This is a genomic window from Flavimaribacter sediminis (assembly GCF_019492055.1).
Taxonomy (GTDB): domain Bacteria; phylum Pseudomonadota; class Alphaproteobacteria; order Rhizobiales; family Rhizobiaceae; genus Flavimaribacter; species Flavimaribacter sediminis.
Genome location: NZ_JAICBX010000001.1, coordinates 841,146 through 855,154 on the forward strand (window position 1 = coordinate 841,146; position 14,009 = coordinate 855,154).

Annotated in this window: 16 protein-coding genes; 11 read left to right on the forward strand and 5 right to left on the reverse strand. The window is 58.4% G+C overall.

Annotation, left to right across the window (positions count from 1 at the left end; genetic code table 11):
- Window positions 1–6 precede the first annotated feature (6 nt).
- Window positions 7–945: an AraC family transcriptional regulator gene (locus K1W69_RS03955; RefSeq protein WP_220227027.1), complete on the reverse strand. Its 939-nt coding sequence runs from the start codon at window positions 943–945 to the stop codon at window positions 7–9.
- A gap of 112 nt (window positions 946–1,057) precedes the next feature.
- Here K1W69_RS03955 and K1W69_RS03960 point away from each other — a divergent pair, with 112 nt between their 5' ends.
- From K1W69_RS03960 to K1W69_RS03970, 3 genes are all read left to right on the forward strand, one after another.
- Entirely contained in the window at window positions 1,058–1,426 is a 369-nt protein-coding gene (locus tag K1W69_RS03960; RefSeq protein ID WP_220227028.1) for a hypothetical protein, read from the forward strand.
- Between the two features lie 64 nt (window positions 1,427–1,490).
- Window positions 1,491–2,426: an NADP-dependent oxidoreductase gene (locus tag K1W69_RS03965; RefSeq protein ID WP_220227029.1), complete on the forward strand. Its 936-nt coding sequence runs from the start codon at window positions 1,491–1,493 to the stop codon at window positions 2,424–2,426.
- A gap of 158 nt (window positions 2,427–2,584) precedes the next feature.
- Complete coding sequence (locus tag K1W69_RS03970) at window positions 2,585–2,869, forward strand: hypothetical protein (protein WP_220227030.1); 285 nt, start codon at window positions 2,585–2,587, stop codon at window positions 2,867–2,869.
- 154 nt (window positions 2,870–3,023) lie between these two features.
- Here the strand turns inward: K1W69_RS03970 and K1W69_RS03975 are convergent, their stop codons facing one another.
- The 4 genes from K1W69_RS03975 to K1W69_RS03990 form a co-directional block, all read right to left on the reverse strand.
- The gene (locus tag K1W69_RS03975; protein WP_220227031.1) at window positions 3,024–4,061 is read right to left on the reverse strand and encodes a LacI family DNA-binding transcriptional regulator; all 1,038 of its coding nucleotides are present in this window, start codon (window positions 4,059–4,061) and stop codon (window positions 3,024–3,026) included.
- Window positions 4,062–4,294: 233 nt separating this feature from the next.
- Window positions 4,295–5,161, reverse strand: a complete 867-nt coding sequence (locus K1W69_RS03980) for an MBL fold metallo-hydrolase (protein ID WP_220227032.1) — start codon at window positions 5,159–5,161, stop codon at window positions 4,295–4,297.
- 68 nt (window positions 5,162–5,229) lie between these two features.
- Entirely contained in the window at window positions 5,230–6,135 is a 906-nt protein-coding gene (locus K1W69_RS03985) for a beta-keto acid cleavage family enzyme (protein WP_220227033.1), read from the reverse strand.
- Complete coding sequence (locus K1W69_RS03990) at window positions 6,132–7,004, reverse strand: alpha/beta fold hydrolase (RefSeq protein WP_220227034.1); 873 nt, start codon at window positions 7,002–7,004, stop codon at window positions 6,132–6,134. The genes K1W69_RS03985 and K1W69_RS03990 overlap by 4 nt, the downstream gene beginning before the upstream one ends.
- A gap of 536 nt (window positions 7,005–7,540) precedes the next feature.
- On the opposite strand from K1W69_RS03990, the gene K1W69_RS03995 reads away from it, so the two are divergent.
- The 8 genes from K1W69_RS03995 (at window position 7,541) to K1W69_RS27405 (ending at window position 13,924) form a co-directional block, all read left to right on the forward strand.
- Entirely contained in the window at window positions 7,541–8,653 is a 1,113-nt protein-coding gene (locus K1W69_RS03995) for an ABC transporter substrate-binding protein (protein ID WP_220227035.1), read from the forward strand.
- Window positions 8,654–8,689: 36 nt separating this feature from the next.
- A complete protein-coding gene (locus tag K1W69_RS04000) occupies window positions 8,690–9,571 on the forward strand; it encodes a branched-chain amino acid ABC transporter permease (RefSeq protein ID WP_220227036.1) in 882 nt (293 codons plus the stop codon).
- Window positions 9,572–9,579: 8 nt separating this feature from the next.
- Window positions 9,580–10,440 (forward strand): branched-chain amino acid ABC transporter permease, encoded by an 861-nt coding sequence (locus tag K1W69_RS04005; protein ID WP_220227037.1) that lies wholly within the window; start codon window positions 9,580–9,582, stop codon window positions 10,438–10,440.
- Entirely contained in the window at window positions 10,441–11,202 is a 762-nt protein-coding gene (locus K1W69_RS04010; RefSeq protein ID WP_220227038.1) for an ABC transporter ATP-binding protein, read from the forward strand.
- Between the two features lies 1 nt (window position 11,203).
- Window positions 11,204–11,902 carry an ABC transporter ATP-binding protein gene (locus K1W69_RS04015; protein WP_220227039.1) on the forward strand — a complete coding sequence of 233 codons (699 nt, stop codon included), beginning with the start codon at window positions 11,204–11,206 and terminating at the stop codon, window positions 11,900–11,902.
- Window positions 11,902–12,543: a glutathione S-transferase family protein gene (locus K1W69_RS04020; RefSeq protein ID WP_220227040.1), complete on the forward strand. Its 642-nt coding sequence runs from the start codon at window positions 11,902–11,904 to the stop codon at window positions 12,541–12,543. Before K1W69_RS04015 ends, K1W69_RS04020 begins: the two co-directional genes overlap by 1 nt.
- Before the next feature lie 27 nt (window positions 12,544–12,570).
- Complete coding sequence (locus K1W69_RS04025) at window positions 12,571–13,305, forward strand: SDR family NAD(P)-dependent oxidoreductase (RefSeq protein WP_258570797.1); 735 nt, start codon at window positions 12,571–12,573, stop codon at window positions 13,303–13,305.
- 127 nt (window positions 13,306–13,432) lie between these two features.
- Window positions 13,433–13,924 carry a hypothetical protein gene (locus K1W69_RS27405; protein WP_370688170.1) on the forward strand — a complete coding sequence of 164 codons (492 nt, stop codon included), beginning with the start codon at window positions 13,433–13,435 and terminating at the stop codon, window positions 13,922–13,924.
- Window positions 13,925–14,009: the final 85 nt, after the last annotated feature.

The following is a 14,009-nucleotide window of genomic DNA, read 5'->3' on the forward strand; positions in this document are numbered from 1 at the left end:
GGCCCTCTAGGTTCCGCTCTGCACGAGCAAATTCTCGGCGCCGCCATGTCCAAACGAACGCGCGTGATGGCGGGGCGTGTTGCCCGTCACACGTTTGAAGGCCGTTCTAAACGCGCTTTCCGATTCATAGCCTAGCGCATGGGCAATTGCGCCGATGGGTTCACCGTGCTCCAGACTTCGCCCGGCGAGCAGCATTCGCCAGCGCGTGATATACGCGATCGGACTTTCGCCGACCAGATGCCGAAACCGCGCCGCAAAGCTGGCGCGAGACATGCCGGCTTCAGCAGCGAGCGTTTCCACCGTCCAGCGGCGCGACGGCTCCCGATGGATCGCCTTGATGGCTGCCCCCACCCGTTGATCGGACAGCGCGAACAGCCAGCCGATACCCTCGTTCTCATTGAGATAGAGACGGAGCGCCTGGATGAAGATCATGGAGGCGAGTTGCTGTGCGACGAGGATGCCACCCGGCTTGAGATCTGTCAGTTCCTGCCGCATGCGCTCGAAGGCCCAGCGCAGTGTCTCGCGATCCGTCTCGCCGCGCACATGGACGATTGGCGGCAGCATGCCGAGCAGAATCTCCGCTTGGGGCCCCGCGAGCGCAAAGTGGCCGCCGAGCACCGTTACCCCGTTGCCGTCGTTGAGCTTCACCAGCGCGCCTTCTTCGGCGCCGAGAAAGTAGCGTCGCCAATCGTCGGGCGGCAGGCTCAGGTCACTGGCGATCTGAAACGGCCGGCCTCGCGGCATGATGAAGCAATCGCCTTCTTTCAGAAACACGGGATCGCCCGCGCCTTCCACCGCGATCCAGCACGCGCCGGCGGTCACGGCGTAGCACTTGATGGCTTCGTGGGCGTCAAAGCCTATGGACCAGTTCCCACCCGCTTCGAAGCCGCCAACGAGATAGCTTCGCAGTCGCAGGAACGAGACGATATCGGATAGCGGGTCCATTCTGGATGATCTCCAACAAAAGCAGGATTTTGGCGTATAGTTCGTCCGAAGTCGACTGCCTATAAGTGGATGCTTTCGCTGTCCAGCGATCATTTGATCAGGGAGACTGGCTTTGACTTTCGAGATATTGGCGCTCGTCATGACAGTCGCGTGTATTGTTCTCGCCGTCCGCTTCATTTTCTTCGGCGGAAGCGTGCTAAAGGAGTGGGGGCTCGAGAGCACGACTGGCGCGCTCATCCTGTTTCGCCGGATCGGCCTGATGTATCTCGGCCTCGCCCTGATGTTCTTCCTGGGGCGAACAGCCGGCCCCTCGGAAATCCGGTCGGCGGTGTGCCTGGTCATGAGCGGAACAGCCGTACTGCTCGCAGGTCTTGGCCTCAATGAGTGGCTGGCGCGGCGTGTCAGTGCGGGCATCCTTCGTTCTGCAATCGCGGAGGCGGTGCTTGGGGCAGCCTTTGTCTGGGTTTGGTGGGGCGGATGATGAGCACGATGAGTGTCACGCTCCCAACTGTTTTCAAAGCCAAGCAAATTGAGAAGAACCGGTTATGAAGCGCATCCAATATTTCCAATATGGCAACCCGGAAGAGCTTTCGCTTGCCGATGTGGATCAGCCGAAACCCGGGCCCGGTCAGATTCTGGTTCGGGTCAAGGCCGCATCGGTCAACCCGATGGACTGGAAGATCCGGCGCGGCGAAATGAAAATGATGACGGGTTCGCGCTTTCCGCGTGGTCTCGGCCATGACTTTTCCGGTGTGGTCGATGCGGTTGGACCCGAAGTCAAACGATTCAAGGTTGGCGATGAGGTCTTCGGCGCCGCCGCCATCCGGCAAGCCGGCGCATTCGCCGAATATCTCGTTGCGGACGAAAAAAACGTTGGACTGAAGCCGACCAATGTCACTTTCGAGCAGGCGGCGGCCATGACGGTTATCGGTTCTGCAGCCTGGATCTCACTCATGAAAAAGGCGAAGCTGAGAGCCGGCCAGTCCGTCCTGATCACCGGATGTCTGGGAAGCGTGGGGCGTTTGGCGTTGCAGATCGCCCGCACGCAGGGTGCAGCCGTTACCGGCAGTTGCCGTGAATCCGGGCTCGAGGAAGCTCAGGCGCTGGGCGTGAGCGAGGTTATCGACTACCGCGCCTTCAACATTGGATCATATCGAGGCCGCTTCGATGTCATTTTCGATACCGCCGGAGCGCTGTCGCTGCGAGAGTGTGGTTCAATGCTGAAGAAGGGTGGCATGTCACTGCACATCGTGCCCACGCCCGCAAAGATGATCGGCGCCCTGCTTTCATCGCGGCATCATGTCGTGATCGCCAATCCGACCCCGGAAAGCTTCGCGGGTATTGCCGAAGGGCTCGAACACGGCACGCTCGTACCTATGATCGGTCGCGTCGTACCGCTGTCAGAGGCGATCCCGGCCATCGTCGAGCTCGAAAAGGCGGGCGTCCCCAAAGGAAAGCTGGTCATTGCTCCCATGGAATAGGACTGGACAGACATCGCGTTCCCTTATCGCCGCGCCAAAGGGAAAAACCAACCTATTGTACGGGCATTGCGCCTGTGGACGAGGAGCAACATCGCAGCATGCGGTAGCCGCCGATGTCCTCAATGTCCACCAATCGACGTTGAACCGAGATTCGCATCGTGCTGGATGGCCTGCGCGGTCTGCTCTTCGCGTCGGGCGAGGCCTACCAGTTCGACTGGAACCGCGAGATCCGGCGCTGTCTGGCCAGTAACGCCCACATCCTTGCCATACGTGATCGACGCGGTAGCTTCGACTGGCTGTCACGCCAGATCAGCGCTGATGAAGCATCCGACCCGATTCCCGCAGACGGACGAGTGCCCGACCCGTTTGTGCAAAAAGTGGAAGGGGTGTTGAACGACATTGATCGCCGCACTTTGAAAAATCGAACAAAATCCGCTCGCTAGCTGTCTGACGGGCAATGCCGGTCTGTCCGATCTCGGAGTGGCGCAAAAAGCCTATATAAATGATTGAAAAACAAAAAATATTTGCCATCGCACTCATGGTGGATTGGACGGACGTTGCGAGAAACGTTTTGGAATCAATAACTCAAGAGTTCTATTATTCCGAAGTTGTACTTTTATTGTACTCGGCGACGGAGCCTCTGAATACCATCTTTCCCGCACAACGCAGTGTCACTGGCTCCCCAGCTTCGCCATTGATGCGCTGCGTAAGCTTGTCCCAAGCCAGCCGGCCGATTTCACGCGCAGGCTGCTGAAAGCAGGAGAGCTTGGGATAGACCAGTTCGGCCCAATCCGGCTCCTCCAGCACGACAAGCGACATATCCTTCGGACATTGGATGCCATTATTGTGCATCGCCCTGATCAGCCACGATGCGAGGAGGTCGTTCGAAGCAATGATAGCAGTTGGCCTTTCCGGCGAGCGCATCGTTTCCGCGAATGTGTTTTCAAACGTCTCGCTCTCGAAGCCGCACTCCAAGACAGACCATTTCGCGCCTTTGCCGCTCGCTTCAACAGTCCAGGTCAGGCTGGATATGCGTTGCTGCGTCACTGAAAGCTGGGGATACTGAATGGCAAGGGCAATGTGCTTGTGGCCCAATTCCAGCAACCGGCTGGCTACCTCCACGATCCCGGTCTCGTGGTCGAGGGCGATTTGATCAAAGCGGGTTTCGTTGGGAACCATGCGGTTGATGATGACCGTTGGAAGTCCAGCCTCGTAGACCAGATCGAGAACACGTTGCGGCTGCAGGCTAGGGACAATCAGGAGCCCTGCCGCCTTATAGGCAATGAGCCTGCGGATCCTTGCCAGTTCGCGCTCGGCATCGTAGCGGCTAAAAACCTGGATCAGCTCGAAATTGTCGGCCACGGACAGTTCATCGAGTGTGTCGGCAAGCGACGCAAAGTTGGCAAAGCCCGTATTGGGCACGCACAGACCGATCAATGTGTTGTGTTGCGCGCGCATGCCCTTGGCCAGCATGCTGCCGGTAAAGCCCAGTTCCCTGACGGCGCGCATCACCCGCCTGGCGCGGCCCGCGCTGACGCTGGCGCGGTTGTTCAAGACGTTGGAGACAGTTCCCACTGACACACCTGCCAGCTTTGCAACGTCACTGATGGTCGGCGGTTTCCGGGATTTGCTCATGTTATCTCGAACAACAGATCTTAAATTGGATCACAATTCCATCGGCCGATCGTGCGTTGAACATCTTGTCCGTGTTTGCGTGAATCGTGTTCCCCTGGATCTCATGGGTATTGCTGGCGAGTGTTGTCGTTTCATGCCTGAACGTGACTTGGATACGCAAGTCATAATACCCGATAGGGATGAGGCATGGTCAACGCTGAATCTCCCTTGCGTTCGGGAAGAGCAGGAAGCTGCTAGCCCGCCATCGCAAAATAGCCTGGTGCGGCTGGCTCGAAGGAATAGCCGCCAGAGGCCTCGCGGATATAGCCGCAATGCGGCGGGGCAAAATGGCACGGCATAACCAAAGCGCCGGTTTCCGCAGCACGCTTCAAAAAAGCCTTCCGCGTCGCTAACGCGTTATCCTGTTCGATGCAGAAGGCCGTATTCCACTCGGGGCAGTAGATTTGAACGGTGCTGTGAAAGATGTCAGCCGAGAAGACGCCCTGCTGGCCTTCGGATTCCAGCCAGAAGTTGAGCTGTCCTGGCGTATGGCCGGGCGCCTGCGCAACCTTCAGGCAACCCGCGATCTCCTCCTGATCCGTAATGAACTCGGCGAGACCGGCGTCGACGATAGGCTGCACGCTGTCAGCAAACGAGCCGCCGTCTGACATCCTGCCGTCTTTATGCGCGGCGTCGAACCACTCAAAATCCTTCTTGGGAAAATGGTAGACGGCATTGGGGAAGGAGGGCGCCCATTTGTCTCCGTCCGCGCGAGTGTTCCACCCGACATGGTCCGCGTGGAAATGGGTCATGACCACATCGGTAATGCTGTCGAATGTCTCGCCGGTGGCCGCAAACCACTCTGGCCAGAGGCTGTTCATACGGTTCATGCGGGGGGTCGTCCTAACCTTGCCGTTTCCGCAGCCCGTATCGATCAATATCCGACGGGACCCGGCCCGAACCAGCCAGGTCTGAATTGCAACGACGAGGCGGTCCGTCGCGGGCGCATAATGCCCGCGCGGCAACTTCCGAACAGCGGCTTCAAACTGTGACCGGTTGAATGCGGGGTAGAGGAACTCCGGGTCGTGAGTCGGCCCGTAGTACTCGACGAGACTTGTCACCTGAATGTCGCCGATGGTCCAGGAATGAAGCATGCTCTACCTCCAGATAGCGCGGTCCGCCGCGACACTCACGACAGCTGCAGAATCTCGCGCGCTTCCGTCGCATTTGCGACTTCGATATTCAAAGCGTCGAAAATCAGGCGCATCCGTTCGACCTGCGCGGCGTTGGATTCAAAAGGAACCCCCGGCTTGTCGAATAAATTGTCTTCCTGCCCGATCCGAATATGCGTGCCCAGCAGCCCGCCCGCAGTGGCCGTGCGGATGTTTGCCATGCCGGTACCATGAATAAACAATTTCAGCTCGCTGCCGAACAGCTGCTCGGCGGTGGTTTTCATATGGACGAGATGCTGAGGATGAGAGGCGATGCCGCCCAGAATGCCCGTCAGAAACTGCACGATGATCGGCCGTTTTACGTTCTTTTTGCTCAGGTGATAATCGAGAATGTAGAGATGTCCGACGTCATAGCACTCGAACTCGATCGCGATGTCTTCAGCGATCAGGATATCCAGCATTTCGCCGATCTTGGCGAAGTTGTTGTCGGTGACGATTTCATAGCTGGAGGGGCCGAAGGCCTCCTTTTCCCACTCGCTTTCGAATTCGGAAACGCCCTGGTTCTCGGCCTTCCTGAACAAGCCATAATTCATCGAGCCGACGATTACGGTTGCCAGGTCCGGCCGCAATTCGACGACCGCCGATAGCCGCTCCTTGGATGTTTTGCCGAGCGACGCTGACATATTGATCAGCGAGTCGCAATTGTCGCGAATTCCGGAGACGATTTCGCGCCACACCTCCGTGTCGTTGGTCGGAGTTCCATCGGGATTGCGCGCGTGCAGATGAATGATTGCCGCGCCGGCCTTCGATGCTGCCACCGACTGGGTGGAAATCTCCTCCGGCGAGATCGGCAGGTAAGGCGACATGGACGGCGTGAGCGAAGCCCCGGTTGCAGCACATGTAATGATGGTTTTCTCGGTCATCCTGTAGGTCCTAGTTGAGCAGTAGGGGTTTCGGTTTTCTGCCGGGAGTTCAGCGACGCGACAAAGGCACTGACGAACTCCGCGCAAATGGAGGGAATCTGGTGCGGCATGTGGTGGCCGCCGGGCACGACCTTCAGGGCCGCGCCGGGGATCATCGCGGCAACGCCCTTCACATATTCAGGCGTGCGGTTGGGGTCGTACTCACCGGCGACCGCCAGCGTCGGGCAGGCAATGCGGGCAAGCACCGTCGGCATATCCAGCGCCATAAGCATGCGGAATGTCGCGGCGAAACTTGCCGCGTCGCCGGATATCCAGCGTGCGCGGAACTCAGCGAATTTCTGCTCGCGACCGACCCGAAATTGCTCCGGATATCCGCCGGCCAGAGACTCATCGACGACGCTTCTCATGCCGCCTTCTTCGAGCCGTTTGATGTAGGCCAGCCTGGCAGGCGCGCTTTCCGCCGCAATTCCCATCGCCGGGCAGATAATGATCAGGCCGGCAATCACGTCGGGATAAGCCGCGGCAAACGAAGAGGCGATTGCTCCGCCGACCGCTATTCCCGCGATGACGGGCTTGCGCCCCAGGTTCAGCATATCGAGCAGGGCCTTGAGGTCTTCGACGTGGTCGTCCATCGACACGCTCCCGACGACCTTCTCCGAGCCACCGCAGCCACGCCAGTCATAAGCGATGACGTGGTGATCGCGCGCGAGGATCTCGATTGCCGGCTCCCAGGTCTCCATGGACGCCGCCATCTCGTGCAACAGAACAATCGGGGGCGTGTCGGGATCCGGGGCGCCGGACACGGCATAACGAAGGCTGACGCGGCCAAGGTCGACCCACGCTGGCCTTAATATGCGGTGCTCTGACATTGTCACGGTTTTCCCCGGCATTCTCTTTTGCAGTCACGGCCTTCGAGGTGCGATGCCACTCTGGTTGCTGAACTCACGGGTTCGGTCACCATGTGCAAACCAATAGCCGAAGAAATGAAACGGTTCAATAAATTTAATACGACACCGGAAGTAGCGTTTCAAAATTTCCCGATCCGGAAGGGTGTGCGTCTGCCGGCCCATGCCCATTGCGATGCGCGCATGGTGGAAGTTGCGTCGGGAGGCGCCGCAAATCCTGTTATGGACGTTGGTGCCTGAGGGCGAGGCCTAAGGGGCTGATAAACACCCATCAATGGGCGATTTTAGGGCCTTAATCACTTGTGAGGTGATGTGACGAGACGGGCTCGGTCGGCGCAGCTTCGGCAAAGGGTGCGGAAAAGCCGGAACGTACGCCGATCGGCGATGGCCTGATACATAATTAGTCTTGACTTTGGTTTTCGGTTCCACCATCATTTTTGAAATGAAACGGTTCAATAAATCGTAGGAATAACTTTGGAAGTCATTGGGAGGAGAATGCAATGCGTAAACTGGGAATTGGTGGATTTGTCACGGTTGGCTTGATGGGGTTTGCGGTCGGTGGAGCGGCGCAAGCTGCCGATCTGACGATCGGCGCCTTGCTGCCGCTAACCGGTCCGGCGGCTCCGATCGGAATTGAGGAGCAGAACGGCGTTCAGTTCGCGATCGATCAGTTCAACGAAAACGGCGGCCTGGACGGAACGCCGGTCGAGGTCGTTTTCGATGACAGTCAGGGCAAGCCGGATCAGGGCGTGCTGGCGTTCAATCGCATGGCCGATCTTGGAGATGTGCCAGTCATGCTGACGGCCTATTCGTCGATCTCGCTCGCGATCGCGCCATTGGGTGAGCGTCGCGAAATCCTGATCGTCAATCCTGCAGCGCAGTCCGACAGCCTCGCAGACGCCTCCAGCTATCTCGTCAACACCATACCGCTGGTTGGCGATGAGGCGCATGTGCTTGCAAATTACGCGTCGGAAAACTTGGGCAAATCCGCTGCGATCATCTATGAAAACGCAGCGGCTGGCGTTTCTGGACGTGACAGCTTCAAGAAGTTTTTCGAGGCAGCCGGCGGCGAGGTCATTGCCGACGAACCCGTCGAGTTTGGTCAGACAAACTACCGTGCGTCGCTTTTGAAGGTCGCTGCGGCAAAGCCGGATTTTGTCTATATCGCGATCACCCAGAGCCAGGCTGCCATGGCAGATCAAATCGGTCAGGTCCCGAGCTTCCCGCTCGGTATCGGGAACACGTTCTCGTCTCCCTTCTTCGGGTATCCGTCTACCGAAGGATGGTACCAGACGGGCATTCAGTCGGGTTACCCGAGCGACGAACTCGTGACGAAGTTCAAAGAGAAGTTCGACGTCGACGATATGGGCTTCTTCGCCCGCGAATATTACAACTCGACGAACCTCATTCTCACGTTGGCGCAGAGCCTGGTTGAGGACGGCAAGGAGTTGACAGGCAAGGCGATGCGCGAAGCGTTGTTCGAGACCGGAACCTTTGACTCTGACGTCGCCAAGCTGGAGTTTACAACCAACACCGCGTCGCGGCCGGTTGAAATCCTGCAGTACCAGGGTGACGAGCGTGTCGTCATAACGACCGGAAGCGTCGCAGAGTAAGCCTTCAGGCCTTCCAAACTAAGAAAAGTCGCCGTAATGACGATGTTATTGGTCCACCTTCTCGTGGACGGGATAGTGACCGGATGTTCGATTGGTCTGGTTGCGGCGACTTTCGCCTACTTCTACAGCGCGACCGGTACGTTCCACGTTGCGCATGCCGGAATATATACGTTCTGCTGCTACGTGGCGTGGTATTGCATCGGTTTGGATATTCCCTTCGTGCCCGCCTTGCTCATTGCAATGATCGTCGGCGCGCTCCTCGGAATGATGATACAGGGGCTGCTCTACGCCAAGCTCGAGCGTCTTAAGGCAACGCCGCTGGTCATGCTGATCGGGTCTATCGGGGTGCTCACGGTGCTGCAGAACGTGTCTGCCATCCTGTTCAGTCCCAATATCATCCAGTTCGACTTGCCCTGGCGGACGGAGTATCTGGAGTTTGGTCCGATCCTCCTGAGCATTCCGCAACTGCTCATCGTTATTCTCTGTCCGTTGCTGTTTCTTGCTCTGCAGGTGTTTTCCAGCCGCACGGCACTTGGCCGTCAGATTCGCGCGGTTGCGTCAAACCCGGAACTTGCCCAGATCACGCATTTGCGGCCTCAGCGCATGTTCTTGTACGCAATCGCGATATCCTCCGCGCTGGTCGCGGTGCCGGGCACGCTGGTGGGCATCGACCAGGCCATGCAGCCCTACACCTCCCTGATCATTCTTTTGACGGCGGTTGTGGCCGTCATTGCCGGCGGTATTGGCAGCCTGGCGGGCGCCTTCCTGATGTCCATCGTGCTATCGATCATTCAAAGTGTTTCGGTCTTGTTTGTTTCCGGACGCTGGTCGCTCGGCGTTGTGTTCGCGATTTTCATCCTGTTCATCCTCCTTCGCCCCGAGGGTCTGGTGAAACGCAAATTCAAGCGCGAGCTGTAGAGGGTCCCATGAACTTCCTTTTCAGCTTTATCGTTCTGGCCGAAATCTTCGCGATCGTCGCGATCTCGACGAACCTTCTGATGGGCGTCGTTGGCATTTTCTCCGTGGCCCAGGCCGCGATCATGGGCTGCGGCGCCTATGCCTATGCGGTTCTGGCCGCTGCAGGGGCGCCGTTCTTTCCCGCCGTTTGTGGTGCGATGATGATTGCCGCCTCGCTGAACCTGCTCACGGCGCTGCCCTCGCTGAGGCTGGCTGGCGATTACTTTGTCATTACGTCCTTCGGGACGCAGCTTGTCGCGACTGCCGTGTTCATCAACTGGGTCGCGGTAACGGGCGGGGCCGCGGGTTTGCCAGGCATTCCTGTCGCCGAGATTTTTGGGGTCAGGTTTGTGACCGCGGGTGAGTTCCTCTGGATTTCAACCGTCGCATTGGCTCTCATGGCCTTCAGTTTCTGGTGCCTGCTGCGCTCGCCATATGGCAAGCTGTTGCATGCGATCCGCCTTGATGAAATCGCGGTTTCCGCTTCCGGCCGCAAGGTTCTGCGAGCCAAGGTCGGTGTGTCGCTCGTATCGGGCGCCTATGCCGGCTGCGCAGGGGCGCTTTACGCCGTCTACATCAGCTTTATCGATCCGATTTCGTTCGACATTCACGTGTCGGTGCTCGTGATAACGATGGTGGTGATTGGCGGCGCCAGAACGCTGGCCGGGTCGATCATAGGGCCATTCCTGCTTCTGGCCATTCCCCAGCTTCTGACATTGCTGGAAATCTCGTCTTCGCTGGTCGGGCCGGTTCGCCAGCTGATATTCGGCGTGATCCTTATCGCCTGCGTGCTGTGGCGTCCGCAGGGCATCGCGGGAAGGAGTCTCTAGATGACTTTTCTCGATGTAGCCGGCGTGAACAAGAAGTTCGGAGGCATTGCCGCGCTCACTGACTGCACGTTCTCGATCCGGTCGAAAGAGATTTCCTGCATTGTCGGGCCGAACGGCGCGGGAAAGACATCTGTCTTCAATGTCATAACGGGCTTCATCGCGCCCGATACCGGCACGATCAGGTTCAAGGGGCAGGACTTGACCAAAGCCAGCCGGCACGAGCGCATTGAAGCGGGTATCGCGCGAACGTTTCAGAACCTGCGCCTGTTCGAAGAACTCAGCGTCATGGACAACGTGATGACGTGCCTGGCAAGCGAGGCGGGCAACAATCCGCTGACGGCCATTTTCCGGCCGATTCACACCGAAGCGATCCTGCGCGCAAAGCGCGAAAAGGCGCGCGAGTTCATCGAGACGGTGGGCCTGTCGCACAAGGCGGACGATTTGGCCAAGAACCTGAGCTACGGACAGAAGAAGCTCCTGTGCGTCGCGCGGGTGCTCGCGACCGATGCGGAACTCCTGTTGTTGGACGAACCAACATCCGGACTGGCCGCCGCAGCGTTGGATACGATGGTCGAGATGATTCACAAATTGAAAGCGAGCGGAAAATCGCTGCTGATTGTCGAGCACAATACCCAGATTGTGCGCCGGATTGCCGACGAGGTCTTGTTCTTTCATCGCGGCACGCTTCTGGCGCAGGGCAAGACGGAAGATATCGTATCCGACAAGGAACTCGGCAGCATTTACTTCGGCGGAGGTCACTGAGGTGCCGCTGTCAGCCACCAATCTCATCGCCGGCTACGGCGGCAAGCCGGTGCTGGAGAAGGTATCCTTCACCCTGGACGACGGCGATATTCTGGCCTTCTTCGGTCACAATGGTGCTGGCAAATCGACAACGCTCAAGGCGGTCCTCGGTCTCATTGACACCATTGACGGGGAGATCACTCTCAATGGCGAGCGCATCGAGAAGATGTCGGTCGACCAGCGGCTCGAGCGCGGCATAAAGCTGCTGCCCGAGGGCAGGGGCGTTTTCCCCGATCTGAGCGTGAAGGAGAATATCGACGTCGTCGATGCCGCCAACCGTGCGAAGGGCAGCCAGTCCATCTCCGCCTCCGACGTGTACGACCTTCTGCCGGTGCTCGCGGAGCGGCGCAGCTCGATTGCGGGCGAGCTGAGCGGTGGTCAGCAGCAGATGCTCGCACTGGGTATCGCCCTGCTGGGAACGCCGAAATGTCTGTTGCTCGAAGAGCCGTCCGTCGGCCTTCAGCCTGATCTGGTTGAAGAGCTGTTCGCCAAGATCTCCGAGGTCTGCAAGGATCTGCGGGTTCCGGCAATTCTGATCGAGCACAAGATCGTCTCGGCGATGAAAATTGCCGATCAGGTCATGATCATCAACAGCGGGCGCCTTGTGTTCAATGGCTCGAAAGCGGAAGCCGAAAAGATAGACCTCTGGGACTATTTCTGATGAGGCTTCTCGGCACCACTCGCTCGCCTTACGTGAGAAAGGTTCGCGTGTTCGCGGCCGAGACCGGATTTATCGATCGGATAAAGCTCGAGCTTCATTCGGTTCACCTTGCCGATTTCTCGCCGGCTGTGACCGCGTTCAATCCGCTCGGGCGCGTGCCGACGCTCATCGCCGACGATGGGCGGGTCTTCAAGGACTCTCTGGTCATTGGCGTTTACCTTGCGACGGAAGCTGGCCGAGACGATCTTTGGCCGGCCGACCCGGATGCCCAGCTCAAGGTGATGAACACCCACGCAATTGCCACGGGTTTGATCGATATCCTGATCCTTCGGCTCGTCGAGCTCGGCAAGCCGGCGGTGCGTGTATGGCCGGAGGTGCTTGGCGCCACGGCATCGAAAATCCATGCGGTTCTCGACTACTTCGAGGCCAATATCGGCGACCTGGAGGCCGAGGGCCGCACCCTTGGCACGCTGTCCGTGGCCGTGGCGCTGGATTATCTCGATTTTCGCTTTCACGACATCGACTGGCGCGGTCCCAGAAAGCAACTGACCCAATGGCATAAGGCTATCAGCGCGTGGCCGGCGCTACGCGACCAGCCATTTCTCGATCAAGCCCCTGCGATGGCTGGGAAAATTCGTTGATCAAACGCAATCATAAGGATTATTTCAATGTCCAATAAAGTCATACTGGTAACCGGAGGGAGCCGTGGCATCGGGGCAGCCGTGTGCAGGCATGCGGCTGATCTCGGTTACGACGTTGCATTCACTTACAAGAATGCTGAATCCGCCGCACAGAAAGTCGCGGCTGAGATTGAGGCCAAGGGGCGCGTTGCTCTCGCCATTCGCGCGGATTCAGCCGTCGACGGCGATACGCTCAAGGCGTTCGAGGAAATCGATGCGCGCTTCGGCAGGTTGGACGCGCTCGTCTACAACGCCGGGATAACGGGTGCTGCTTCGCGTCTGGATGAATCGACGACCGAGAATTACACCGAGGTCTTGATGATCAACACGGTGGCTGCGCTGACATATAGCCGCGAAGCCATCAAGCGCATGTCCACGAAACATGGCGGGGATGGCGGATCGATCGTGATGCTCTCGTCGACAGCCTATGAGTCCGGCAGCCCGGGCTGCGTCTGGTACGCCGCTTCCAAGGGCGGCATCAACGCGATGACGATCGGTCTTTCCCGCGAACTGGGTCTTGACGGAATCCGGGTCAATGCCGTCGCGCCTGGTCCGATCGACACGGGCATATCGACGCCCGAGCAGCAAAAGATCTTTGTGGAATCGACCTCGCTCAAGCGCATGGCGCAGCCGCATGAAGTCGCAACCGTCGTCATGTTCCTCTGCTCCGAGGGCGCATCCTTCACCACCGGCGCAATCGTGAAGGTTGCCGGCGGAAGATAGATCGGACTTCCCGTTCCCACGGGAATGCTAGCTGCGACTTACGAGGCGTTGCAGACTTTCACCGGGAGCCAAGCCATTCCCGTTGTGCAGCCTTTCCGGAAGGGGTGCGATCGATTGCCCATATCAATTGTCGGCGGGGCTTTTCGGGCGCCTTAGGCGGATCGCCAACGATCTTATCGATACGTCCGACTGCAGCATCGACGTTGGCTGCAAGCCTGGTGAGATCGCCAGCAAGCGCTTTCAGCCATTCAACGGTGACGCGCCGATCAATCATCTCTCAATCCTGCCCGAGGAAACCGGCAGAACAACCAGGACCGATGTTGCCCTTGTGGGCGACGCCAAACCGGGGCCGGAGGATCTGATAAAAGCCCTTTGCGGCGATAGCACCAAGGCGATGGCCGCTACGTATTCTGACGGAAGGCGCGCCTCGGACACTGTGATTTCGGGCGGTTCGTCGAGGTATGAGGCCAAGTCTTGCAGAAGTATACTCCCTCAAACTTGTGACACCTTTCCACGCGCACCAAGCAGATGCCAATCTGTCCAGACCCAAGCTTGCGAAGAAATTTCGGGAGCGTTAGGTGCGAAAAGAAATCGCGACTCACCTATTCGAGCGGAATGAGGGTCTTGCCGTAGTACTGAGTCAGAAGCAGGAAGGCTGTGTCTAGCGACATTTATATGGTAACAGTCTGAAAAATCGGGTGGGG